At 39.4% G+C, this 23702-nt stretch carries 23 protein-coding genes; 13 read left to right on the forward strand and 10 right to left on the reverse strand.

Features of this window, described 5'->3' with window-relative positions; genetic code table 11:
• Positions 1–15: 15 nt before the first annotated feature.
• The 8 genes from mnmE to NY014_RS03240 all read right to left on the reverse strand — a co-directional run bounded on the left by mnmE (position 16) and on the right by NY014_RS03240 (position 7830).
• Entirely contained in the window at positions 16–1398 is a 1383-nt protein-coding gene (gene mnmE / locus NY014_RS03205; protein ID WP_259413087.1) for a tRNA uridine-5-carboxymethylaminomethyl(34) synthesis GTPase MnmE, read from the reverse strand.
• Complete coding sequence (locus NY014_RS03210) at positions 1395–1850, reverse strand: thioredoxin family protein (RefSeq protein ID WP_259413088.1); 456 nt, start codon at positions 1848–1850, stop codon at positions 1395–1397. Before NY014_RS03210 ends, mnmE begins: the two co-directional genes overlap by 4 nt.
• A 1-nt stretch (position 1851) precedes the next feature.
• Positions 1852–2751: a metal ABC transporter permease gene (locus NY014_RS03215; RefSeq protein ID WP_354003157.1), complete on the reverse strand. Its 900-nt coding sequence runs from the start codon at positions 2749–2751 to the stop codon at positions 1852–1854.
• Positions 2738–4030 (reverse strand): metal ABC transporter permease, encoded by a 1293-nt coding sequence (locus tag NY014_RS03220; RefSeq protein WP_259413089.1) that lies wholly within the window; start codon positions 4028–4030, stop codon positions 2738–2740. Before NY014_RS03220 ends, NY014_RS03215 begins: the two co-directional genes overlap by 14 nt.
• Positions 4030–4818 carry a metal ABC transporter ATP-binding protein gene (locus tag NY014_RS03225; RefSeq protein ID WP_259413090.1) on the reverse strand — a complete coding sequence of 263 codons (789 nt, stop codon included), beginning with the start codon at positions 4816–4818 and terminating at the stop codon, positions 4030–4032. The genes NY014_RS03220 and NY014_RS03225 overlap by 1 nt, the downstream gene beginning before the upstream one ends.
• Positions 4815–5729, reverse strand: a complete 915-nt coding sequence (locus tag NY014_RS03230) for a metal ABC transporter solute-binding protein, Zn/Mn family (protein WP_259413091.1) — start codon at positions 5727–5729, stop codon at positions 4815–4817. The genes NY014_RS03225 and NY014_RS03230 overlap by 4 nt, the downstream gene beginning before the upstream one ends.
• Complete coding sequence (locus NY014_RS03235) at positions 5726–6388, reverse strand: metal-dependent transcriptional regulator (RefSeq protein WP_259413092.1); 663 nt, start codon at positions 6386–6388, stop codon at positions 5726–5728. The genes NY014_RS03230 and NY014_RS03235 overlap by 4 nt, the downstream gene beginning before the upstream one ends.
• 314 nt (positions 6389–6702) lie before the next feature.
• A complete protein-coding gene (locus tag NY014_RS03240; RefSeq protein WP_259413093.1) occupies positions 6703–7830 on the reverse strand; it encodes a glycosyltransferase in 1128 nt (375 codons plus the stop codon).
• A gap of 20 nt (positions 7831–7850) precedes the next feature.
• Between NY014_RS03240 and NY014_RS03245 the strand changes: the two genes are divergently transcribed.
• Both NY014_RS03245 and NY014_RS03250 read left to right on the forward strand, forming a co-directional pair.
• Positions 7851–8666 carry a 2,3,4,5-tetrahydropyridine-2,6-dicarboxylate N-succinyltransferase gene (locus tag NY014_RS03245; protein WP_259413094.1) on the forward strand — a complete coding sequence of 272 codons (816 nt, stop codon included), beginning with the start codon at positions 7851–7853 and terminating at the stop codon, positions 8664–8666.
• Between the two features lie 10 nt (positions 8667–8676).
• On the forward strand, positions 8677–9279 hold the full coding sequence (locus tag NY014_RS03250) for a tetratricopeptide repeat protein (RefSeq protein ID WP_259413095.1): 603 nt from the start codon (positions 8677–8679) through the stop codon (positions 9277–9279).
• Positions 9280–9308: 29 nt separating this feature from the next.
• On the opposite strand, the gene NY014_RS03255 is transcribed toward NY014_RS03250, so the two are convergent.
• Complete coding sequence (locus tag NY014_RS03255; protein WP_259413096.1) at positions 9309–10010, reverse strand: outer membrane protein assembly factor BamD; 702 nt, start codon at positions 10008–10010, stop codon at positions 9309–9311.
• A gap of 192 nt (positions 10011–10202) precedes the next feature.
• On the opposite strand from NY014_RS03255, the gene NY014_RS03260 reads away from it, so the two are divergent.
• The 6 genes from NY014_RS03260 to NY014_RS03285 all read left to right on the forward strand — a co-directional run bounded on the left by NY014_RS03260 (position 10203) and on the right by NY014_RS03285 (position 16486).
• A complete protein-coding gene (locus tag NY014_RS03260) occupies positions 10203–10610 on the forward strand; it encodes a DUF4332 domain-containing protein (RefSeq protein ID WP_259413097.1) in 408 nt (135 codons plus the stop codon).
• 84 nt (positions 10611–10694) lie between these two features.
• A complete protein-coding gene (locus NY014_RS03265; protein ID WP_259413098.1) occupies positions 10695–12227 on the forward strand; it encodes a DUF853 domain-containing protein in 1533 nt (510 codons plus the stop codon).
• A 26-nt stretch (positions 12228–12253) separates the two neighbouring features.
• A complete protein-coding gene (locus NY014_RS03270; protein ID WP_259413100.1) occupies positions 12254–13459 on the forward strand; it encodes a BaiN/RdsA family NAD(P)/FAD-dependent oxidoreductase in 1206 nt (401 codons plus the stop codon).
• A gap of 7 nt (positions 13460–13466) precedes the next feature.
• On the forward strand, positions 13467–13820 hold the full coding sequence (locus NY014_RS03275; RefSeq protein ID WP_259413101.1) for a hypothetical protein: 354 nt from the start codon (positions 13467–13469) through the stop codon (positions 13818–13820).
• A 145-nt stretch (positions 13821–13965) separates the two neighbouring features.
• Entirely contained in the window at positions 13966–14922 is a 957-nt protein-coding gene (locus NY014_RS03280; RefSeq protein ID WP_259413102.1) for a YheT family hydrolase, read from the forward strand.
• A gap of 46 nt (positions 14923–14968) precedes the next feature.
• Positions 14969–16486 (forward strand): FMN-binding glutamate synthase family protein, encoded by a 1518-nt coding sequence (locus tag NY014_RS03285; protein WP_259413103.1) that lies wholly within the window; start codon positions 14969–14971, stop codon positions 16484–16486.
• Here the strand turns inward: NY014_RS03285 and lhgO are convergent.
• On the reverse strand, positions 16483–17685 hold the full coding sequence (gene lhgO, locus NY014_RS03290) for an L-2-hydroxyglutarate oxidase (RefSeq protein WP_259413104.1): 1203 nt from the start codon (positions 17683–17685) through the stop codon (positions 16483–16485). The genes NY014_RS03285 and lhgO overlap by 4 nt on opposite strands.
• Before the next feature lie 165 nt (positions 17686–17850).
• Between lhgO and NY014_RS03295 the strand changes: the two genes are divergently transcribed.
• The 5 genes from NY014_RS03295 to rplT all read left to right on the forward strand — a co-directional run bounded on the left by NY014_RS03295 (position 17851) and on the right by rplT (position 23670).
• Positions 17851–20328: a DUF5686 and carboxypeptidase-like regulatory domain-containing protein gene (locus NY014_RS03295; RefSeq protein ID WP_259413105.1), complete on the forward strand. Its 2478-nt coding sequence runs from the start codon at positions 17851–17853 to the stop codon at positions 20326–20328.
• A gap of 99 nt (positions 20329–20427) precedes the next feature.
• Complete coding sequence (gene thrS / locus NY014_RS03300; RefSeq protein ID WP_259413106.1) at positions 20428–22377, forward strand: threonine--tRNA ligase; 1950 nt, start codon at positions 20428–20430, stop codon at positions 22375–22377.
• Positions 22378–22460: 83 nt separating this feature from the next.
• A complete protein-coding gene (gene infC / locus NY014_RS03305; RefSeq protein WP_259413107.1) occupies positions 22461–23012 on the forward strand; it encodes a translation initiation factor IF-3 in 552 nt (183 codons plus the stop codon).
• Between the two features lie 25 nt (positions 23013–23037).
• Entirely contained in the window at positions 23038–23232 is a 195-nt protein-coding gene (gene rpmI / locus NY014_RS03310; RefSeq protein WP_024282492.1) for a 50S ribosomal protein L35, read from the forward strand.
• 93 nt (positions 23233–23325) lie between these two features.
• On the forward strand, positions 23326–23670 hold the full coding sequence (gene rplT / locus NY014_RS03315) for a 50S ribosomal protein L20 (protein ID WP_259413108.1): 345 nt from the start codon (positions 23326–23328) through the stop codon (positions 23668–23670).
• The last annotated feature ends 32 nt before the right edge of the window (positions 23671–23702 follow it).

The raw sequence follows: 23702 nt of genomic DNA on the forward strand, positions 1-23702 counted from the left end.
TGAGAAGGGGAGGAATTACTTCCCGATACAGAACTTTGAAAAGATGTTTGCTAATAGGTCATCTGTTGTGATCTCTCCCGTAATCTCTCCAAGAAAATAGAGTGACCTTCTGATATCCATTGCCAAAAAATCATTGGTGACTTGATTATCCAATCCTCCTAATACTTCCAATAAAGATTCCCGAGTTTTAGTAAGGCTATCGTAATGTCTAATATTTGTGACAACAGTATTTCCAGTCTTGAATTTATCAAGATTTACCAACTCCAGAATTTTGGCTTTCAATCCGTCAAGATTTTCCTTTTTATCAGCAGAAATAAAAATGGTATCAGGGTGTTTTTCCTTTAATTCTTTGACTAATTCTGGATTCGCTTTGTCAATCTTATTTGCGACCTTCAAATAGGGGACTCCCAAATTTTCGAGCTTGTTGATGTCCCGATTGATTTCTACCAAATCTGTATCACTCAAATCAAAAAGGTACAAAATCAAGGAAGCGGTTTTCATTTTTTCCTGAGTACGGCTTACCCCAATAGCTTCAATGGTATCGGTTGTTTCTCGTAAACCAGCAGTATCGATAAATCGAAAAATAACCCCGCCGATGTTGATTTCATCCTCAATAAAATCGCGAGTTGTTCCGGCAATATCAGAAACGATCGCTTTTTCCTCATTGAGGAGGGCGTTTAAAAGAGTAGATTTCCCAGCATTCGGTTTCCCTGCGATGACAGTAGGAACGCCATTTTTGATGACATTTCCTAAGTCAAAGCTCAAAATCAATTCTTCAACAGCTCGTAGTAGCTTTTCAACCAAAACCCGAAGATCATCCCGGCTGGCAAACTCTACATCCTCTTCCGTAAAGTCCAATTCCAGTTCAATAAGGGATGCAAAATGAATTAATTGAGCTCGCAACTCTTGAATTTCTGAAGAAAAGCCTCCGCGCATTTGATTGAGAGCAGCTGCATGTGAAGCCTCTGAGTCAGCATTTATCAAATCGGCTACAGCCTCAGCTTGCGCTAGGTCAAATTGTCCATTTAAAAAGGCTCGCTGAGTAAACTCACCGGGTTTTGCAGGACGAACTCCTTTTTTGACCAAAAGTCGAATGACCTGATTGATAATGTAAGAAGAGCCGTGGGTAGAAATTTCCACCACGTTTTCTTTTGTGAAAGATTTTGGCGCAATAAAAACTGATACAAGAACTTCGTCTATAATTCGTTTACCATCTCTAATAGTCCCAAAATGAATCGTATGGCTGGCTTGTTTTTCTAGATCTTTTCCAAAAAAAACCTGATTGGTTAATCGGATAGCGTCTTTTCCGGAAAGACGAATAACCGCGATGGCACCTACTCCCTGAGGAGTTGCTAAAGCGACGATGGTGTCTTGCTGTTCAGCTAAAGAAAAGCTCATGGTTTAGGTCGGAAGGCCTTTTCAATCAATTCATTGAGACCTGCAAGAAAAGCATCAGGTTCTCTATAGCCAGGAAGTTGAGCTATATTTTGAAGCTTTGGTTCTATTACCACAAAATTAGGATAGGATCGCACGCGCATGGCTGCAGCCATTTGGGCTTCGCTGAATTTCTTTCCCATGAAATCAAAAGTGCGTTGAGTGTCCTCAGCATTTAGCTTGACAGCATAAAAATTAGCATTGATATATTCAATTACTTCTGGATCAGTGAACGTCTCAGCATCCATTTTTTTGCACCATCCACACCAATCGGTGTAAACGTCCACCAAAAGCATTTTTGGATTGGATTGATTGGCTGCAACAGCTTCTTCAAATTTTAGCCAAGTGATTTTTTCTTGAGAATATGCAGTTGCTGCGAGAAATAGAAATCCGAAAAGGAAGATTAATTTTTTCATACTACGAACTAAACGCCTTTGCTTCATTTTGGGTTCCGAATTTTATTTTGGATCGGTATCGAGTTAATCCTACTGACACAAAGAAAATAATTCCTGCGACAGTTACCATCATGCCCGCAATGGAAGAGTCCAATAAATAGGCCAAATAATAACCCAACAAAGAAACTGCAATTCCAATAATCAAAGTTAATTGGATTAATTGTCGAAGTTGACGAGTCCAAAGAAATGCTGTGGCTGGTGGGACAACCAAGAGAGCAACAACCAAAATGGCACCTACAGCTTCAAAACTGCTGACGGTTGTGTAGGATACCATACTCATTAAGCCTAAGTTGATAGCAGAAGCCGGAATACCAATCACCACTCCAAATTTTTCATCAAAACTGGTCAGTTTTAATTCTTTATAGAATAAGGTGATAAAGCTCAGAACCAAAATTAGATTCAGAATTGCTAACCACATGATTCGGGGTCCTAGGCTTTTTCCCGCATCAGTTATCCATAAATCAATCGGTAAATAAGCTATTTCACCATAAAGGACACATTCTTGGTCTAAGTCAACTCGATAAGCAAAGGCACTGATTAAAATAATTCCTATAGCGAATAGGAGGGTAAAGGTAATTCCAATAGAAGCATCCAATTGTACTCTTGCTTTTTTACGGAGCCAATCAATCATCAAAGTGGCAAGAATTCCCAAGATTCCTGCTCCTACAATTACTTCCAAGCCTCTTTGTGTTCCGGAAACCAAAAAGCCAATAACAATACCAGGTAAAACAGCATGGGAGATAGCATCTCCAGTCATTGCCATTTTTCGGAGCATCATAAAAACTCCCAACAGTCCACAAGAAATTGCTATCAGGGAAGCGGTGAATATGATCAAAAAAGCGTTTTGGTCAAATGTCATCATGGTCTCTTGGGATTGTTTCCTGATGGGGATCCAAGCGTGGAAAATTCAGCCTAGTTTCCAATAATGCTTCCAGTTCAGGGGTTAATAAATGCTCCAATTTTTCAGCAGATTCGTGGACATGATCTGGAGCGATATTCATGTATTCATTGAGATAAAGTTCCCAAAGTCGGTGGAGTCTCACAATTCGTTTAGCCTCCATCTTTCCGGGCTTTGTAAGTTTTATAAGGTTTTGATTTATAAATAATTGACCTTCTTTTTCTAATTCCTTGATTGAATTTTTAATTGCTTGCTTTTGGTGAGGATAAATATGAGTTAACTCCTCAAGACTCAAAGCGGGTTTTCCTAACTCTTCTGCTTTATAAATGCTCTTCAAGACGTGATCCCGCTGAGTTTTGTCGATATATTTTTTTCGATGATAGAAGCGAAATAGGATGCCTTTTTTAGGGGCAAATAGAAAGGAGAGTAGGGCAATGAATGATAAGATCACCACGACCCAAGGACCTGTTGGCATTTGCGGAAGAGTGTAAGAAATATAGGTTCCGAAAATGCCTGAAATGATTGCAAAAACTGCTGCTAGTATTAAAAGTGTTTTTAATCGATCTGTCCAAAATCTTGCTGCTGCTCCAGGGGTAATCAATAAGGCAGCCATCAATACCACTCCAATAGCTTGAATGCCGATAACCACAGCTAAAATGATTAGGATGTTAAAAACCAATCGTATGTGGTGCATTGGTAGCCCTAAAGCTTTTCCAAAATCAGGATTGAAAACAAGGATTTGGAATTCTTTGAGCATAAAGACCAAAACCCCAATTATTCCTATAGAAAGACCTCCATATATCCAAAGATCACGCTCTACGATACCAATAGCATTTCCGAAAATGAATTGATTGAGACCTGCCATTTCAGGATTTCCACTCTTTTGAATAATGGTCAAAAAAACAATACCTATTCCAAAAAAAACCGATAAGACGACAGCAATGATGGAGTCCTCGCTTAATTTGGTATTATCTTTTAGCCAGGAAGTCAAGTATGTGGCAAGACCTCCAGATGCAATCGCTCCACCAACGATAAAAAATGGATTCTTTTCTCCTGCCAGCATAAAGCCCAAACAAATTCCCGGAAGAATAGCATGTGAAATTGCATCCCCAAGTAATGCTTTATTGTCTAGAAAGCTAAACGTGCCGACAAAGGCAGAACCGATACCTAGTAGCGTAATTCCTAAAACCACAAAAGCTATGGATGCATCCTGAAAAGAAAAGAAATAAAGAAAATCTTCCATTAGTCTTTGAGAGGATTAAATTCTTTCTGTCGGATGAGTTCGGATACTTTAGAAAGTAAGTTCAACTTTCCACCATAGGTTTTTCTGAGCAATTCCTCAGTCACTACTTCGTTTTTGGGTCCTGAGGCTACTAAATGAAGATTCAGCATTATAAACCAATCGAAATAATTAACAGCTGAATAAATATCGTGATGTACCACGATTACGGTTTTTCCACTTTGGCTCATTTCCTGAAGCAAGTTGAAAATCGCCGTTTCTGTATTCATATCAACCCCGGCAAAAGGTTCGTCCATTAAATACAAATCAGCTTCTTGTGCCAAGGCTCTTGCTATGAACACGCGCTGTTGCTGACCACCCGACAGTTCAGAAATTTGTCGATGAACATAAGCAGTCATTCCAACTTTTTCCAGGCAGGAAAGTGCTAATTCTCTCTCTTTTTTTCCAGGTCGCTTAAATAGTCCCAGTTTTCCATAGGTTCCCATTAAAACCACATCTAAAACCGAGGCAGGAAAATTCCAGTCAACCGATTCCCGTTGCGGCACGTAGCTGATTTTGTTCCGAACTTTATCTAAGTCCTGATCAAAAATCTTCACATAACCACTGTTTGGTTCGATCAATCCCATAATTGCTTTGATCAAAGTGGATTTTCCAGCACCATTCGGGCCAAGTATTCCGATCAGTTTTCCAGCAGGTAAACTGAAGTCCACATTCCACAATACCGGACTTTGGTCGTAGCTAACCGTCAAATCGTGAATTTCTAGGATTGGTTGCGTTACTTGCTTGATCATGGCAATAGGGCTTGATAGATGGTGTTAAGATTGGTTCGTACCATTCCAATGTAGGTCCCCGCTTCAGTGTCAGGAGCGTCTAAGCTATCGGTGAATAGAGGGCCAGCTAGTTGGATAGGGTGGTCGCGTTTTTCACATGCCTGTACCAAAGCATTCAATGCTCTGGGAGAAATGGTTTGCTCTGCAAAAACAGCTTTGATGTTTTGGTCAATAATGAACTGAACTAGATTTCCTAAATCGCGAAGTCCAGGTTCACTCAAAGTAGAAAGTCCTTGTAAGCCTCTCACTTCGATTTGGTAGGCCTTTCCAAAATAAGCAAAAGCATCATGAGCTGTTACTATGGCCTGTCCAGATGAAACTAGTTCTCCGGTTATTTTTTCAGCATAAGCATTCAGCCCTTGAAGTTCTTTCTGATAAGCCTTCCAATTTTCTCGGATTTGCGTTTCCCATTCAGGCTTCCATTGAATTAGTTTTTCTATGGTGTCCTCCAATGCCATTTCCCAAAGCAGCACATCAAACCAAATGTGAGGATCTACACTGTGTGCCTCAGGCCCTGATCGTAGCAATTTACTTTCGGGTAGGTCTTCAGATATATTGATGAGGTTTTGACTGTAGGCCAATTTTTCAAAAATCTCAGTCATTTTACCTTCAAGAAATAAACCATGGTAAACCACCAAATTTGCATTAGTCAGCAAATCCAAATCTCTGACTGATGCTTTGTAAAGATGAGGATCCACTCCGGCAGGCATAAGGGGTTGTACGTCGGCCAAATCACCCATTATTTCGGATATTGCATCTGCCAAGATGCTGGTAGTAGCCACGATCAAAGGCTTCTCCCGATTTTCAGGAGAAGAGCTTTTGCAGGAAAAAATTCCGATAGTTAAAAGTATAACAACAATAACCCTTTTCATGACTGAATAGCGAGAATATTTGATGCTACATCTTTGGACATGAAAATGCTTTTCTTTTGATCTACTAGGATTTCGACAGAGCCATCGAATTCAACCTTGTCTAGGATTTTTACTCTTGCTCCGATATATGCGCCGACTTTATCCATGTAGCGAAGGAAGGCTGCCGAACTATCCTTGACTGCAACGATTTGTCCTGATTGATCGATTTCCATTTCACTGATTGGAACTCTAGGTCGTGCTTTTACATCTCCAAATTCATCTGGAATCGGATCGCCATGTGGATCAAACTTTGGATAGTTTAAAAATGCATCGAGCCGCTGAATAAGTAGGGGAGATTGAATATGTTCTAATTCTTCTGCTACCTCATGAACTTCATCCCAAGCGAAGTTTAGTTTTTCAACCAAGAACACTTCCCATAGGCGATGCTTTCGAATTGTTTGAAGCGCAAATTTTTTGCCTTCAGGTGTAATGTTGACACCGTAATATTTCCGATAGTTAATCACACCTTTTTCGCCAAGCTTCCGAAGCATATCTGAAACGGAGGCAGGTTTTGTCTTCATCTCAGCTGCAATGTCATTCGTCGAAACTGACTTACTGGCTCCATCTGATAGGTGATAGATGGCCTTTAAATAATTCTCTTCTGCTGCAGTCAAATTCATTTTCAATCAAATTTGAAACAAATATAAAAATTAATTTAGATATAGCTAAAATAATATTTATTAATATCTAAATCAGCTGTGGAAAACCTATTTTCAAATGTGATTATGAAATTAGCCTTATCTAAAAATAATTTGAGGCAAAATAAAAAATATCTGTAAAGGTCTATGAATAAATAAGATGTGAATCTTTCAAATACGGTTTTGAATCAAAAAGCGATGAAATGAACTTTAGAATTTCAGTTTCCCAAAATCAAAAATTGGTTTCTAAAAAGGGAGGGGAGTGGATAAAGTGGATAGTTTTCCACCAATTTTTATCAGGCTAAAAGATCTTCGATTAATTGGCGAAAGAGTTTGCCTTCTTTATTCCACTTAAAAAAATCTGATTCTAGACCATCGAAAAAATGAGAATTTAGTCCTGAATGAAACTCATTAGCTGCTTTTCGGACTTGGTTATAATGTACTGAAATCCCAAGATTATATTCTGTGATTAATGAATCCCATTTTGGGTTGGAATTGATAATTATGGGGCAACCTAGTCCACATGCCTCGAAAAGTTTGCTGGGAAGTTTATTGATTATCGCTGGATGAAGCTGGTATGGTAAGAGTAAGAAATCAGCTCTTTTGATGGCATCTAAAACAGCTTCATGAGGGATGGGTGAGGTAGACAATTCCAAATGAATTGCCCTGTTTGCTTTTCCTATTTTTTGAATCTCATTTTCAAATTCTTTAAGGGTTACATGCCCGATTATTCTCAATTGAGAGCCAGGAAAATCAGCCAGTATGTTTTCGAAAAATTGAATCCCTTCTAAGACTCCATAAGATGGCGTTAGTGTTCCAGTGATTAAAAAATTAAATGACTTTTTGTTTTTATAAGATTTTGGTGAAGGAATTAAATCAGGTCCTAGATATTTATTTTCAAGAATTAGATTTGGTTTCTTTTCCGGCATTTCATCTGCGTAGCAGGCTTCAGCGAAAATGTGAAAATCAATCTTGTTTGGTTTTTCTGATTTTTGAATTATCCATTTAGCCAGGGTCCTTTTTATAACCGATAAGTTTGGATTGAGTTTGAGGTTTTGAACATAGTTTTCCTGAACATCATAAATCAACTTGTACTTAATCCAAGGCTTTAAAAACTTTGCTACAAGTAGTGTTTCCCAACTGCAGCAAATCAGGACTTTGGGTTTGATTTTCAATAGAAGAAAGCCCAATCTAAAAGGGAAAGTAAACCTTTGCCATCGAGAATGGTAATCATTGATAGAAACAAAAAATCGATCTTCAGCTGATTTTGGTAGTGATTTGCTGGAAAATCCTATGAAGTTTAATTGGTATTTATTTGTTTCACGCAGCGAAAAGCCCAGCCTCCCAAAAGATCTGGAATCCAGTATGGGTTTTAGGGAGGAAGCAAACAAAACCGAAATCATGTGGGCTTTTTGATCACTCATAAACGAAACTAATCAAATTCATGGAACTCAGAACAATTATCGAAAGGGCCTGGGAAAACAGGGAATTGTTAAAAGAGAAAAACACCGAGATCGCGATCAAAACAGTGATTGCTGATTTGGATGCTGGTCAATTGAGAGTAGCTGAGCCTCTTCCAAATGGAGAGTGGCAGGTAAATGACTGGATCAAAAAGGCAGTGATTCTTTATTTCCCAATTCAAAAAATGAAGACTATTGAGGTTGGTCCATTTGAGTTTCATGATAAGATGGCATTGAAGACCAACTATGCAAAGCAGGGTGTACGGGTAGTACCTCATGCTGTAGCTAGATATGGAGCACATTTGGCTAGTGGAGTTGTGATGATGCCAAGTTATGTTAATATCGGAGCTTATGTGGATAGTGGCACGATGGTTGATACTTGGGCGACTGTCGGTTCTTGCGCACAGATCGGCAAAAATGTTCATTTAAGTGGTGGTGTAGGTATCGGTGGAGTTTTGGAGCCTATTCAGGCAGCTCCAGTGATCGTGGAAGACGGAGCTTTCATTGGTTCAAGAGCAATTATCGTCGAAGGTGTTCGAGTAGGAAAAGAAGCAGTTTTAGGAGCAGGAGTAACCCTAACAGCTAGCTCAAAGATCATCGATGTAACTGGTTCAGAACCTGTAGAGTATAAAGGATATGTTCCTCCACGTTCAGTAGTAATTCCTGGGACAATTTCTAAAGATTTCCCAGCTGGAACGTTCCAAGTTCCATGTGCTTTAATCATTGGAAAGCGCAAAGCTTCAACTGACCTCAAAACCTCTCTAAATGATGCATTAAGAGAAAATAACGTGGCAGTCTAAACCAACTAGAATGAAAATAATTTATCGTTTAGGAGTGGCCTTACTTATCAGTGGGGCCACTTTTGCTTGTACCGGTAAATCCAGTAGTGAAGGAGACCGTGCTTTTAATCGAGGAGCCTATGAGGAGGCGGTAAATGAGTACTCTCAGGATTTGAAATACAATCCCAATGATGTGATCTTGCTTTTCAATCGGGGAAGAGCTCATGAGGAGCAAGGGCAATTGGATTCCGCAATTGCGGATTTTGAAAAGGCTTTAGAAATTGAACCGAATAACTTTCAGGTTTTATTGGCAATCTCCAATTTGCATTATTCTCAAGACAATTATTCAAGGGCATTGATTTATGCGTCCAAAGCTGAAGAAATTTCAGGTGCACCCGCTATGGCTTCTTTTATGAAGGCAAGAGCTTTACATCACATGGGGCATACAGCAGATGCCATGAAAGCTTATGGAAATGCCATTCAGTTAGATAAAAACTTCGCGCAAGCTTATTTCAATAGAGGAATGCTTAAAGTGGCACTTAAGCAAAAGCGAAGCGCTTGTGAGGATTTCCAATTGGCAAAAAGTCTGGAATATCCTGGAGCAGAGGATGCTCTCGCAAAATTTTGTAAGTAAAAAGAAAATCGGCTTAAGGGCCGATTTTTTTATTTTTCGCTGGAGTGATCGTGTTCTTTATGATCACAAATAATTTCTCCCGACAAATAGCCTAAACCTCTGCAGGTTTTGCAATCACTCACTTCTTTTAGGCTACCGTTACAAGTGGGACAATCCAATCGACCTTTTCCTGAGCAGCGATCACATTCGAAGTATTCTACGATATTAAAAATGTTACGCTTGGTGATTAGACCTTTTCCGGCACATCGACTACATCCTACTACTCCAACACCTCGGCAATAGCTACAGTCCTGTTGAATTTGTTTTGAACCGGAGCAGGTTGGGCAAGTTTCCCATCTATAGCCCTTGTTGTCACACAATTGACAGGCTTTGATTTCAGCTATAGGAGCCTTGAGGTCTTCCTGTAGATTTTTTGCCAAATCATAATTCTCCCCATTAAAGCCATTTAAATCAAAATACTTGTTAAGGAAGTTTGAGCTGTTGTCATATTGGCCTAATTCATACAAGGTTAAAGCAAAATAGTAGGGCATTTCATTAGGAAGAGGGAGTCCTGAATCAATTAGGTTTCTGAATATTTGATTGGCTGTTTGATAATCATTTCTCTCCATTGCAGCCAATGCCCCTTTCATCCACTGGTCGGTTTGGCCTAGGTTAGGGATTCCCTGACTATGAACACGAAAGGAAAAAGCAAGCAAAAGTGCTATTGAAAATAGAAGTACTGTTTTTTTCAAGATGATGAGATGCTTTAAGTATTTCCGGAAAATTAAGGACTAAAGCGGATTCACAAAGTTAATGTTTCCAAAAGAGGATTTTTTAAAAATTTGATGAATGAGATTTAAGCATAAAAAAATTGTCTTTATTTAATATCATCCTAAATTTATAAACCTTTAAAGGAAATTTAATCATTTTAAACTATTCAAATTATGGGAAAAGCAATTGATGCTATCGAAGGAATTGGACCTGCTTACAAAGCAAAGCTTGCAGAAGCAGGAGTAAAAACTGTTGAAGGACTTTTGGAAAAGGGAGCCACAAGAGCAGGAAGACAAAAGCTTGCTGAGGCTACAGGATTGGACGCAAGTCATATCTTGAAGTGGGTTAATATGGCTGATCTTTTCAGAATTAATGGAATCGCAAGTCAGTTTGCAGAACTTCTAAAAGCAGCTGGTGTGGATACTGTAAAAGAACTTCGTAATCGAAATGCAGAAAATCTTCATGCTGCCTTGGTTAAAACCCAAGAGGAGAAAGGCTTGACGCGGGTTGTTCCAAATGCTGAAAAGGTTGCTGATTTCATTGCTCAGGCAAAAGCACTTGAGCCTGTAGTCACTTATTAATTATCCAAAATTCTCTCAAAAAAACCTTTTTGCCATCGGCATCAAGGTTTTTTTTATAGTTTCATTTTTAGAAATCAAAAATCCATGAACCGTCGAGATCAATTCATTCAAACTTTAAACGAAGGTCAAACCTATAAAAAGGACTTTATCATCTTAGGCACAGGCATCTTGGATGGAGAAGCGATTACAGAAGCCAATGTAAAAGTTCCTCTAAAGACCATGAACCGTCATGGACTGATTGCCGGGGCCACAGGAACCGGGAAGACCAAGACACTCCAAGTGATTGCCGAGCAACTCTCTTTGAAGGGTATTCCCTCTGTTTTGATGGATTTGAAAGGAGATTTATCTGGTTTAGCTCAACCTGGAGAAGTAAAGGACTTTATCATAAGCCGTTCTGAAAAAATCGGAGTAGAATATGAGCCAATGGGTCTACCTGTTGAACTGATGTCGATTTCCGATGAAAAAGGTGTTCGGCTCAAAGCGACTGTATCAGAATTTGGGCCGGTACTCATCTCTCAAATTTTGGATTTGAATGATACCCAGCGTGGAGTCATTGCCTTAATTTTTCAATACTGTGATACACATCATCTTCCCTTATTGGATTTAAAGGACCTTAAGCGAGTTCTTCAATTCATTAATAATGAGGGAAAAGAACAAATTAAAAATGAGTTTGGGCAAGTTTCTGCTGCCTCTGTTAATACGATCATGCGCAAAATTATCGAATTGGAGCAGCAGGGAGCTGATAAGTTTTTTGGGGAGCGATCATTTGAGGTAGATGACTTTGTCAGAACAGAAGATGGGAAAGGTGTTATTTCGGTAATCCGATTGACCGACATTCAAAGTAAACCCAAGCTATTTTCGACTTTCATGTTGAGTTTGCTTTCAGAGATTTATGAAACCTTTCCGGAACTTGGAGATGCAGATAAGCCAAAGCTTTGTTTATTTATCGATGAGGCGCATTTGGTGTTTTCGAACGCCTCAAAGGATTTATTGGAAAAAATAGAGGCCATTATCAAATTGATTCGATCAAAAGGAGTTGGTGTGTATTTCTGTACCCAAACTCCAACTGATGTTCCAGACTCTGTCTTGGGACAGTTAGGACTTAAGGTTCAGCATGCGCTTCGTGCCTTTACGGCAAAAGATCGAAAAGCCATTACCAAAACGGCTGAAAACTATCCACTTTCTCCATTTTATGAAACTTCCGAAGTTTTGACGTCAATGGGGATTGGAGAGGCTTTGATAACAGCCTTAAATGAAAAGGGAATTCCGACACCACTGGCGCACACATTGGTAAGAGCTCCAATCACCCGAATGGATATTCTCAGTCCTTCAGAGATTGATGAAGTGATTTCCAAGTCAAACTTGATTGCCAAATACAATGTGAATTTGGATCGTGAGTCAGCTTTTGAAATCCTCAACCAAAAAATGGAACAAGTAGAAAAAGAACAGGAAAAAGCTACACTACCTGGTCCTAAACCTCGCACTGCAACTCGAACGACTAATGATGAATCTTTGCTTGAGGAATTGAGCAAGAATACCATGGTACGTCAAATTGGAAGAACGATTTTTAGAGAATTAACAAGAGGTATTTTAGGTTCCTTCAGCAGGAAACGCTGATATTTCCATGAAATAACTAAGAGAAAGTGAAAATTGGTGTAATAGGAGGAGGTGCTGCTGGCTTTTTTGCGGCTATTCATGCAGCAGGATCTGGCAGAGAAATCCACATTTTCGAAAAGTCATCTAAGCTACTTTCCAAAGTTCGTATTTCCGGAGGGGGTCGATGTAATGTTACCCATCGTCCCATAGAAATCAGCAAGCTTGTGAAATTCTATCCAAGAGGAGAAAAATTTTTAAAGCGTGTTTTTCGGCATTTTTCAATTCCTGATACCATAGATTGGTTTCAAAGCAGAGGTGTTGCTTTAAAAGAAGAAGCGGACGGAAGGGTATTTCCCCAATCTGATTCAAGCGAATCTATCATTCAAGCATTAACAAAGGAAGCTAATCGGCTTGGGATAAAAATTCATCTAAATTCTCCTATTCAATCCATAGAACCGGATCAGAATGGCATTAAGATTATTTCTAGGGAATCAGAGTTTAAGGTTGATCAATTGATTATAGCTGCTGGAGGAAGTCCTAAAATGGATGGCTATCACTTTTTATCCAATCTAAAACACACGATTTTTCCACCGATTCCTTCCTTATTTACTTTCAACACACCTCAGGAACCTATTCGAGAATTGATGGGTATCAGTGTGCCGGATGCTCATATAAGACTGGAAGGCACTAAGTTGTCTTATCAGGGGCCGCTATTGATTACTCATTGGGGTGTGAGTGGGCCGGCTGTTTTGAAACTATCAGCATTTGGCGCAAAATGGTTATTTGATCATGCTTATAAAGCCAATGCTGTCATTAATTGGAATGCAGATTTAAAAGAACAAGACTGGGATCAGAGTATCCGAAACTATAAATCACTGCATGGAGGAAGAAAGGTGAAAAATTACCCACTTCATGATCTTCCAAGTAGGTTGTGGGAATTTTTGGTTCAAAATTCAGGCATCGATGCAGATGAAACCTATGGAAATCTTTCGAAAAAGCAGATAAATAGACTGGTTCAGAATCTTTTTTGCTATATTTTGAAAGTTGAAGGAAAGACTACTTTCAAGGAAGAATTTGTTACAGCTGGAGGTGTAGATCTTCAGGAGGTTAACCCAGAGACAATGGAAAGTATTTTTCACCCAAAAATATTCTTTGCAGGAGAGGTTCTCAATGTAGATGGAATTACGGGAGGATTTAATTTTCAAGCGGCATGGTCAACGGGTTATTTAGCCGGAAAGTCTACCCATTTATAGAAATTTTATGAGCCTGATTTATCCTGAATTGAGCCAACGGATAGAAGAAATGTCCGAAGGCGATGAGGAGTTTAAAAAGGAATTGACTCAAGCCATTTTTGCAGGCTTGAAGGAGTTAAAACAATTCTATTCCGATGGGATGGTCCAAAGAGATTTGGAAGTCATTCAGCAGATCCGTCATAAAGTAAAACCTACTTTGGGGATGTTTGAATTTGAAGACCTAGCCAATTCTTTGCAGAATGGAAAAGAAATTCTGGAATCAGTTGGTTTTGGTTCTGAATTTCAGACTCATTATGAAAGCTTTATTAAACAAGTAGATAGAGCAATCGATGAGGTGAAAAGACTTGCAGAGCAAGTTTAGATTATAATTTATAAAAAAAGGAGCTGACACCTGTCGCTCCAATTTTTTTTAATACCCTATGTTTTAAACTTGAATGCAAAGGTAGTTTGTGCTTGTGTTGTAAATTTGAAGCCAAAAAGATCATTTAATGATCTTTTTGAAAACTATGCCTGAATTCACTTCCACATATCCTGGCCCTCCTTTTTATTTATTCAACGGTCATCTAGAAACTATCATTCCTAGTTTGTATCGAAAGATAGAAGGGGTGAACTATGTCCGAGAAAAGATTTCCACGCCTGATGGAGACTTTTTGAATTTGGATTGGTCGAAGGTTGGGAGTGATCGGCTTCTAATTGTTTCCCACGGGTTAGAAGGTGATTCTGAGAGACATTATGTCCGTGGCTTAGCAAAATTGTTTAACCAACATCATGTGGATGTTCTTGGCTGGAATAATCGAACCTGCGGTGGTGAGATGAACCTTCAACCGATACTGTATCATCATGGGTCTAGCCATGATTTAGATACGACAATAGAACATGTCCTTAGCTTAGGTCAGTATCAGGAGATTTTTCTTGCAGGAATTAGTATGGGTGGTGCGCAAACATTGAATTACCTGGGAAAGAAGGGGAATAGTCTTCCCGTTGAAGTAAAAAAAGCGGCTGTGTATTCCACTCCTTGCAACTTACCATCTAGTGCTGCGACACTCAAAGAGAAAAGGAATCGATTTTATAAGAATCGTTTTTTGGGAAAATTGAAAAAGAAAATGCGGTTAAAAGCCGAGCAATTCCCTGATTTAATTGATTTAGAGCTGCTGGAAAGAGTAAATGACTTCGATACTTTTGACACCCATTTCACTGCCAAAATTCATGGTTTTAAGGATGCTAAAGATTTCTACCAAAGTGTAAGCCCGGATCAGTGGATGGAAAGCATTACCATTCCGACCTTGATTGTCAATGCATTAAATGATCCACTTTTGGGACCAGAATGCTATCCTGTGGATTTGGTTGGCAGGAAAAAAGAGTTGAGTCTAGAAATGCCAAAAAGAGGAGGCCATACGGGTTTTATGCTAAAAGGACAGGAATTTACTTGCGTAGAACACCGCCTTTTAGAATTCTTACTCTAGGCTTCTTCCATTCATTTTTTAAATTGGGGAAATAAACACTTTCCCTATGAGAAAATTATTTTTCTTTTCGATCATCTTTCTTTTTGCACTCACCCTTTTTTTAATGTGGCTATATTCCTTTCGGGAGTTCCGTTTGGGGTATTTGGTGCTTGGAATTTTGGGTTTATTGACTGCTTTGGGTATCTATGATTCCTTCCAAAAAAAACATGCAATTCTTAAGAACTTTCCAGTAGTAGGACATTTTCGGTACATTTTAGAATCAATCAGTCCGGAAATCCAACAGTATTTTATTGAAAGCAATACAGATGGAAAGCCATTCAGCAGGAATATTCGATCGCTAGCTTATAGAAGAGCAAAAAGTGTGAATGATACCCATCCATTCGGGACCCAGAGTGATATTGGCGGGGAAGATTATGTTGCGCTAAGGCATTCCATTTATGCTGTGCATCTCAAGCCGGAAGACCTTCGAGTTACGATTGGTTCGGATTATTGTAATCAACCTTATTCGGCTTCTATTTTTAATATTTCCGCCATGAGTTTTGGCTCCCTCTCATCCAATGCAATTAGAGCTTTGAATTTGGGAGCGAAAAAAGGGAAGTTTTTTCATAATACCGGTGAAGGGGGGATTTCACCCTATCATTTGGAAGGTGGGGATATTTGTTGGCAGATAGGAACAGGATATTTCGGATGTCGGGATGAAGAAGGAAATTTTGACTCCAAAAAATTCCAGGAAAAAGCCAATTGGGAACAAGTCAAAATGATTGAAATAAAAATTTCCCAAGGCGCTAAACCCGGCCATGGTGGGGTTTTACCTGGAGTCAAAAACACTAAAGAAATTGCAGCAATTCGAGGCTTAAAAGCTGGTGAAACTGTATTGTCTCCACCAGCTCATTCTGAGTTTACAAATCCTAAAGAACTGATTCAATTCATTGCAAAACTTCGAGAACTGTCAGCAGGAAAGCCCATTGGTTTTAAACTTTGTATTGGTAGGACTGAAGAATTTATTGAAATCTGCAAAGAGATGGTTGCTCAAAATAATTGGCCTGATTTCATCACCGTCGATGGAGCAGAAGGAGGTACAGGAGCGGCGCCATTGGAATTTTCAGATAGTGTTGGATTACCCTTGGAGCCAGCCTTAATTTTTGTTCGGGCAACTTTGGATAAGTTTAATCTTCGAGACAAAATCAGAATTATTGCTTCCGGAAAAGTTATAAGTGCTTTTTCTATTATCAAAAATATTGCTCTCGGGGCGGATCTTTGTAATACAGCCCGTGGATTTATGTTTAGTGTTGGCTGCATCCAAGCCCTTCGCTGCAATACCAATGAATGCCCAACTGGAGTAGCAACTCAGAGAAAAGGATTGGTTAAGGGTTTGGTTGTCAGCGATAAATCTGAGCGCGTTTATAATTTTCACTCAAATACTGTTAAAGCTGTAAGCGAATTGCTTGGGGCAGCAGGGCATAAGCACACCAGTGAACTGAGCGTGCATGACCTGGTAAAAGGTGATGAAATGATCAAGTTGGCAAACCGGTATTTCCCAGATACAGTAAATACACAAGTTTAGTCGAAATGCTTCAATGCCATTTCCGCTACCGTTCCTCCAATGGAAAGCGAACTGGTAGCAGCTGGTGAAGGAGCATTAAGAACATTGATTGCAAATTGGGATTCTCGAATTGCGAAATCATCCAATAATCCACCGCTTCGGTCACAGGCTTGGGCTCTCACGCCTGCACCTCCATCTACTAGATCAGATTCTTGAATTTCCGGAATTAATTCTTGAAGAGCTTTAGTGAATGCCGCTTTTGAAAATGATCGGTAAAGCTCCCCAAAACCTGTTTTCCAGTATTTTGCAGCCACTTTTTGAAAACCTGGCCAAGCCAACGTTTCGGCAAGTTCAGGGATATTAATCTGTGATTTTTTATAACCCTCTCTTCGAAAAGCTAAAACTGCATTTGGACCTGCCTCAACTCCACCTTTTTTCATTCGGGTAAAGTGGACTCCCAAGAATGGAAAATTAGGGTCTGGAACAGGATAAATTAGGTTTTTGACCAAATACTCTTTTTCTTTTTTCAGCTTGTAATATTCTCCTCGGAAAGGAATGATTTTGACATCTTCAATGGAAGAATCTGTTAATCGCGCAACTTTATCAGAGTAAAGTCCTGCACAGTTGATGACCAATTTCGCTTCAAAGGTTTTCTTTGAAGTCTCGATATAATTAATTGAGTTCCTTTGGTTGATTTCTAGAACCTTATGATTTAAAAATATTTCTCCTCCTTTCTGAATTATCTTCCTGCCATAAGCCAAAGCGACCTGATGGTAATCAACAATTCCGGTTTGTGGAACATGAATCGCAGCTACACCATGACAGTGAGGTTCATACTCTTTTAATTCCTCCAAAGTGATAGCTCGTGTTCCTGTCAAGCCATTTTCCAAGCCTCTTTTTAATAAATTTTCAAGAAGGGGCTTTTGCTCTTCTCTTGTAGCAACCACCACTTTTCCTGTGATTTCGTAGGGGATTTTTTCTGTTTCGCAGAATTCAACTAATTCATGATAGCCTCGGATGCAATTTGTGGCTTTCAAAGAACCTGGCTTATAGTACAAACCTGAGTGAATTACCCCCGAATTGTTTCCGGTTTGATGCTTGGCCAATTGATTTTCCTTTTCAATAACAGCAATCTTTATGTCCGGCCGATTTTTCAGGATTTTCATACCTGTTGCCAATCCGACGATTCCACCTCCAATAATTGCAATATCGTATACCATGAATTCGAATTTTGAAGGTCAAATATACAAGCGAGAAAGGAAACTTTTCCTCCAAAGGTTTCGATTCGGATTTAGGATTTAGGAAATATTCACAGCGAGTATCCGTCATTTCCGAGTAGAATGAATTTATTTTGCTGCCTCAGAGTTTCTAGGGAAATTTTATTCATGAAAAGACCTGTCTTTTTTCTTCTTTTCTTTTTCATATCCATATCCACCTTTGCTCAATATCGAATCAAAGGAAAAGTCACTGACGCGGAAACCGGAGATCCAATTCCCTTTGCTGCAGTTTATGTCCCTGGTGCTAGAGTTGGAATGAACACTGATTTTGAAGGCGGGTATGAGTTAAATCTAAAAACCTGGAATGATAGTATCAGAGTTAGCTATTTAGGCTATTTAACGCAGACAAAAGCTATCCAAGAACTCCCGGAACAAACCATCAATTTCCAGCTTAGACCTTCTGATTTTGAGCTAGAAGCCTTTGTTTTTGAAGCAGGAGAAAATCCAGCTTTTGAAATCATTCGAAGGGCTGTTGAAAAGAGGAAGGATTTTGATAAAAGAAGTCTGGAAGCTTACGAAACGAAGAATTACACCAAGATCGAGATTGATATCGATCATCTTTCCGAGGAGTTCAGACAAAGAAAAACTGTTCAAAAAGTAACTTCTGTTTTGGATAGTATCCGAGAGTTGACAAATGATGAAGGAGAGAAAATATTGCCGGTATTTTTCTCTGAAACTTTGAGTCACTTTTACTTCCGAAATAACCCACTTCTTAAGAAAGAAATTGTGGAAAAATCCAAAGTAACGGGGGTTGGAATTACCGATGGTTCAACGACATCACAAATTACCGGTTCTGCCTTTCAGGAATATAATTTTTATAAAAATTGGCTCACGATTCTGGAAAAGGATTTTATTTCACCCATTGCAGATGGATGGAAAACCTTTTATGATTATGATTTGATGGACTCCGTCTTGGTGGGGGCAGATACTTGTTATCAACTTCAAGTCTATCCAAGAAGGGAGCAGGATTTGGCATTTTCAGGAACAATTTGGATTAAGAAAGAAGATTATGCGCTTAAACAAGTTGATCTGACTATCCCAAAGACAGCCAACTTAAATTTTATCGAACGAATTAAAATCCAACAGGAATTGGAACCTACTATTATGGGGCCTTTAATTCCTGCTAAAACCCGTGTTCAAATCAAAATTGGGCAAGTAACTCCAAATACAGCTGGCTTATTAGCAAAATTTTACACAGCTACGGATAGTGTGTTTATCACTGATCCCAAGCCCACTTCTTTTTTCAATAATTCAGTGGAGCTTAGACCGGATTTTGGGGATGCCACAGAAGACTTTTGGGCGAAAAATAGGGTAGATCCCCTTTCTCCCGAAGAATTGGCCGTGCTTCAAATGGTAGACACCTTGAAGAAAATTCCAGTGATTCGTTTTTATTCTGAAGGTTTGAAGTTTTTTGCGACAGGATTTTTACCAGTTGGTAAAATCGACTTAGGTCCTTGGACAGAATTCGGGAATTACAACAATGTGGAAGGGCTTCGAGGAGGTTTTGGTCTAAGAACCAATTACAAGTTTAGCACGAAATGGGCCTTTCAAGGATATTTAGCCTATGGTTTTAAAGATCAGCGATTTAAGTATTCTTTATCGGCAAAAAATATTCTAGACCGAAAGCGCTGGACAACAATTGAACTAAGTTCAAGTAAAGAAATTGATCAAGTAGGTTTGGAAATGGAATCACTTGAAGGAAATTCCGTTTTCTTAGCTGCAAGTAGATTTGGCACTTTGAGAAGGCCATTTATCAGTACCAATCAACAGCTGAAGTTCCAGCGAGAGTTCTTTAAAGGATTTTTATTTCAAGCTGGTCTCAAGCTTTCCCAGTTTGATCCCCTTTATGACTTTTACTATTTGGAGAAAGGTACTGGCGATTACAAAAGTGAATTCCAGACTACAGAATTGAGAGCAAGCCTGCGCTATGGGAGAGATGAAATTATTCTGATCAACGATAATGAGAGGGCTTCATTCGGCCCATCAAAATGGCCTATTTTCGAGTTGAGATTTGCTCGTGGAATTCAATGGCTAAATGGAGAAGTAGACTATCGCAAATTAGATTTTTACATCTATCACCGAGTGAATATGGGCTTGTTTGGGGTATCCAGGTATGAATTGGATGCAGGAAAAGTTTTTGGAGAGGTTCCGTATCCCATTTTGGAAAACCATCTTGGCAACGGAACAGCTTTCTATACGACTGCAGCCTTCAACACTATGAATTTCAATGAATTTGCTTCAGATCAATTTATCAGCTTACGGTACCGGCACTTTTTTGAAGGGTTTTTATTGAATCGAATTCCTTTAATGCGAAAGCTAAAATGGCGAGCTTTGGCTAATGCAAATATCCTTTTCGGTTCTGTAAGTGATAAAAATATCGCCAATGCTCCGACATTTGATCCGCAAGGAAACCCAATTGAAACGTTTGGAAGATTGGATCCGACAAAGCCTTATTTGGAATTGGGTTATGGAATAGAAAATATCTTTAAGTTTTTCCGAGTAGACTTTTTCCATCGTATGACCTATTTGGATAGTCCCGATGCAAATGGCTTTGCTGTCAAAGTCAGTGCGCAGATTATTCTTTAAAAGAAACGGGATTGGTGGGTGGATAATTTTTCCTTTGCCTACACTCTTTGCATATTTGCACCTTCAACTAATGCCTGTTTGTAAAGGCCTAAAAAATTTATGTCAAAATCAATTGCAATTACACTTCCTGACGGATCGGTTAGGAACTATGAAAAAGGAATTACCGGACTGCAAATTGCTGCCAGTATCAGCGAGGGTTTGGCCCGGAATGTTCTAGCCGCCAAAGTAAACGGAGAGGTTTGGGATGCCACCCGACCTATCACTTCTGATGCAAGCCTTCAATTATTAACCTGGAATGATGGAGAAGGAAAAAACACCTTCTGGCATTCCTCTGCTCACTTAATGGCAGAAGCATTGGAAGCACTCTATCCTGGAATCAAATTCGGTATCGGACCTCCAATCGAAACCGGGTTTTATTATGATGTGGACTTTGGCGATCACAAATTGGAAGGAGAAGAGCTGGAGAAAATCGAGCAGAAAATGCTTGAGTTGGCCAGAGAAAAAAACGAATATATCCGAAAAGAAATTTCCAAAAAGGACGCTATCAATTATTTCCAGGATAAAGGCGATGAATACAAGCTGGACTTGTTGGAAGGCCTGGAAGATGGTAGCATTACATTTTATGAGCAGGGAAACTTTGTTGACCTTTGCCGTGGGCCACATATTCCGAATACTGGATTTATTAAAGCTGTAAAGCTTACCAATATTGCCGGGGCTTATTGGAAGGGAGATGAAAACCGTAAAATGCTAACGCGTATTTATGGTGTGACATTCCCCAAAGCGAAAGAGTTACAGGAATACCTCACTATGCTGGAGGAGGCAAAAAAGCGGGATCACCGAAAAATTGGTCGGGAATTAGAGCTTTTTACATTCTCTGAAAAAGTAGGAATGGGATTGCCCCTTTGGCTTCCAAAAGGGACCTTGTTGCGTGAGCGCCTGGTGTCTTTTATGAAAAAGGCGCAGGATAAATCAGGTTATCAGCAAGTAACTACTCCTCATATCGGTCATAAAGTTCTCTATGAGACTTCCGGCCACTATGAAAAATACGGAAAGGATTCATTTCAGCCGATAGCCACCCCAAATGAGGGAGAGGAATTTTTGCTGAAGCCGATGAACTGCCCTCATCATTGTGAAATTTACAAGCATAAGCCGCGGTCTTATAAAGATCTACCAATTCGATATGCAGAATTTGGTACTGTGTATCGCTATGAGCAGAGTGGGGAATTGCATGGATTAACCCGTGTAAGAGGATTTACCCAAGACGATGCCCATATCTTTTGCCGACCGGATCAAGTGAAGGATGAATTTATCAAAGTAATTGATTTGGTGCTTTACGTTTTCAAAGCTTTGGGTTTTGAAGATTACACTGCACAGATTTCATTGAGGGATCCTGAAAAACCTGAAAAATACATTGGATCTACCGAAGCATGGGAAAAAGCTGAAGCTGCTATTATTGAAGCAGCAGCCGAAAGAGGTCTTGAGACAGTGACTGAATTAGGTGAAGCAGCTTTCTATGGCCCTAAATTGGACTTCATGGTAAAGGATGCTTTGGGAAGAAAATGGCAATTGGGAACTATCCAAGTTGATTACCAGTTACCGGATCGCTTTGAATTGGAATACATCGGAGCAGATAATCAGAAGCATAGACCTGTGATGATTCACCGGGCTCCTTTTGGTTCACTGGAACGATTTGTTGCAGTTTTGATTGAGCATTGTGCGGGTAATTTTCCATTGTGGCTTGCACCTGAGCAATTGGTGATTTTGCCTATTTCCGAGAAATACCTTGATTATGCAGCTGAGGTAAAAGATCTTTTGGAAGAAGCAGGTATAACCGGAAGCATAGATAACAGAGATGAAAAGATAGGTCGTAAGATCCGTGATGCCGAGGTGAAAAAGGTGCCTTTCATGCTTATTGTTGGTGAAAAAGAAGCGCAGGAAAGGATGGTATCTGTACGTAAACACGGTGAAGGTGACCTAGGAAGCCACTCGCCGGAAGGATTTATAAAGTATTTTCAAGGGATAATTTCAGAATCATTAAGTAAAGAATAAGTTGGTAAAATTTTATTCTGATTTCAGTAATTAGAAATTATTCCGATATTTGCAGTCGATTTCATTAAAACAACCTAATTAATTTGAGAAACAGACAACCAAACAGAGGTCGAAGAGAAGAACCATATAAGGTAAACGACAAAATACGAGCTAGACAAGTTCGGGTAGTAGGAGAGTACGTAGAAGGTGGAAACGCTCTAATGCCTCTTGACAAAGCCCTTAGACTAGCAGAAGAAAACGATCTGGATTTGGTAGAAATTTCTCCAAATGTTGATCCTCCGGTTTGTAAGATTTTGGATTATGCCAAATTCAAATACGAGCAGAAGAAGAAACAAAAGGAAATTAAGGCTAATGCAGCCAAGGTCGTTTTAAAGGAGATCCGCTTTGGACCTAATACAGATGATCATGATTTCAATTTTAAGTTGAAACATGCCATCAACTTCTTGAAGGAAGGCGCCAAAGTGAAAGCCTATGTTCATTTCGTGGGTAGAAGCATTGTTTTCAAAGAAAGAGGAGAGATGCTTTTATTGAAATTTGCACAGGCATTGGAAGACTATGGTGTGGTAGAACAACTTCCTAAACTGGAAGGAAAGCGAATGAATATCTTTATCGCACCAAAGCCTCATAAAAAGTAATTTCAACCAACTAAATACAGCTAAAATGCCTAAAGTAAAAACCAAATCTTCCGCGAAAAAGCGATTCGCTTTAACCGGAACAGGAAAGATCAAAAGGAAGCACGCTTACAAAAGCCACATCCTGACTAAGAAAGCCACCAAAAGAAAGCGTAACCTTACCAAAACTGGTTTGGTACACGAGTCTGATGAGGGCAGAGTACGAGACATGTTGAGAATCTGATCAATCTGTCTAAAAAATTAAGGTTTATTTATTCACCAGACGCTTTGGTATTGAAGACTCTTCGGAGCACCTAGTGTCAAAAAACAAAAAGTTATGCCAAGATCAGTAAACGCAGTAGCGTCAAGAGCAAGAAGAAAAAAAGTGCTTAAGGCCACCAAAGGTTACTTCGGAAGAGGTAAAAATGTGTGGACTGTAGCCAAAAACAAGTACGAGAAAGGACTTCAGTACGCTTACAGAGACAGAAAAGCTAAGAAAAGAGAATTCCGTTCTTTGTGGATTCAGCGTATCAATGCCGGTGCTAGAGAGCATGGTTTGTCTTATTCTCAATTCATGGGGTTGTTGAAAAAAGCCGATATCGAGCTTAACCGTAAGGTTTTGGCTGATTTGGCGATGAATCACCCTGAGGCATTTAAAGCAGTTGTTGAAAGAGTGAAATAAGAGTTAGCACCTTATTTTACATGAAGCCTTCC

Origin of the sequence: Algoriphagus limi (assembly GCF_024919275.1) — a bacterium.
Taxonomy (GTDB): domain Bacteria; phylum Bacteroidota; class Bacteroidia; order Cytophagales; family Cyclobacteriaceae; genus Algoriphagus; species Algoriphagus limi.

Coding starts and splice junctions, on each gene's coding strand:
- NY014_RS03265 (WP_259413098.1), top strand. CDS start 10,695: ATGAACCGTCGAGATCAATTCATTCAAACTTTAAACGAAGGTCAAACC.
- mnmE (WP_259413087.1), bottom strand. CDS start 1,398: ATGAGCTTTTCTTTAGCTGAACAGCAAGACACCATCGTCGCTTTAGCA.
- NY014_RS03210 (WP_259413088.1), bottom strand. CDS start 1,850: ATGAAAAAATTAATCTTCCTTTTCGGATTTCTATTTCTCGCAGCAACT.
- NY014_RS03215 (WP_354003157.1), bottom strand. CDS start 2,751: ATGATGACATTTGACCAAAACGCTTTTTTGATCATATTCACCGCTTCC.
- NY014_RS03275 (WP_259413101.1), top strand. CDS start 13,467: ATGAGCCTGATTTATCCTGAATTGAGCCAACGGATAGAAGAAATGTCC.
- NY014_RS03240 (WP_259413093.1), bottom strand. CDS start 7,830: ATGAGTGATCAAAAAGCCCACATGATTTCGGTTTTGTTTGCTTCCTCC.
- NY014_RS03220 (WP_259413089.1), bottom strand. CDS start 4,030: ATGGAAGATTTTCTTTATTTCTTTTCTTTTCAGGATGCATCCATAGCT.
- NY014_RS03225 (WP_259413090.1), bottom strand. CDS start 4,818: ATGATCAAGCAAGTAACGCAACCAATCCTAGAAATTCACGATTTGACG.
- rpmI (WP_024282492.1), top strand. CDS start 23,038: ATGCCTAAAGTAAAAACCAAATCTTCCGCGAAAAAGCGATTCGCTTTA.
- NY014_RS03285 (WP_259413103.1), top strand. CDS start 14,969: ATGAGAAAATTATTTTTCTTTTCGATCATCTTTCTTTTTGCACTCACC.
- NY014_RS03250 (WP_259413095.1), top strand. CDS start 8,677: ATGAAAATAATTTATCGTTTAGGAGTGGCCTTACTTATCAGTGGGGCC.
- thrS (WP_259413106.1), top strand. CDS start 20,428: ATGTCAAAATCAATTGCAATTACACTTCCTGACGGATCGGTTAGGAAC.
- NY014_RS03295 (WP_259413105.1), top strand. CDS start 17,851: ATGAAAAGACCTGTCTTTTTTCTTCTTTTCTTTTTCATATCCATATCC.
- lhgO (WP_259413104.1), bottom strand. CDS start 17,685: ATGGTATACGATATTGCAATTATTGGAGGTGGAATCGTCGGATTGGCA.
- NY014_RS03235 (WP_259413092.1), bottom strand. CDS start 6,388: ATGAATTTGACTGCAGCAGAAGAGAATTATTTAAAGGCCATCTATCAC.
- rplT (WP_259413108.1), top strand. CDS start 23,326: ATGCCAAGATCAGTAAACGCAGTAGCGTCAAGAGCAAGAAGAAAAAAA.
- NY014_RS03245 (WP_259413094.1), top strand. CDS start 7,851: ATGGAACTCAGAACAATTATCGAAAGGGCCTGGGAAAACAGGGAATTG.
- NY014_RS03280 (WP_259413102.1), top strand. CDS start 13,966: ATGCCTGAATTCACTTCCACATATCCTGGCCCTCCTTTTTATTTATTC.
- NY014_RS03230 (WP_259413091.1), bottom strand. CDS start 5,729: ATGAAAAGGGTTATTGTTGTTATACTTTTAACTATCGGAATTTTTTCC.
- NY014_RS03260 (WP_259413097.1), top strand. CDS start 10,203: ATGGGAAAAGCAATTGATGCTATCGAAGGAATTGGACCTGCTTACAAA.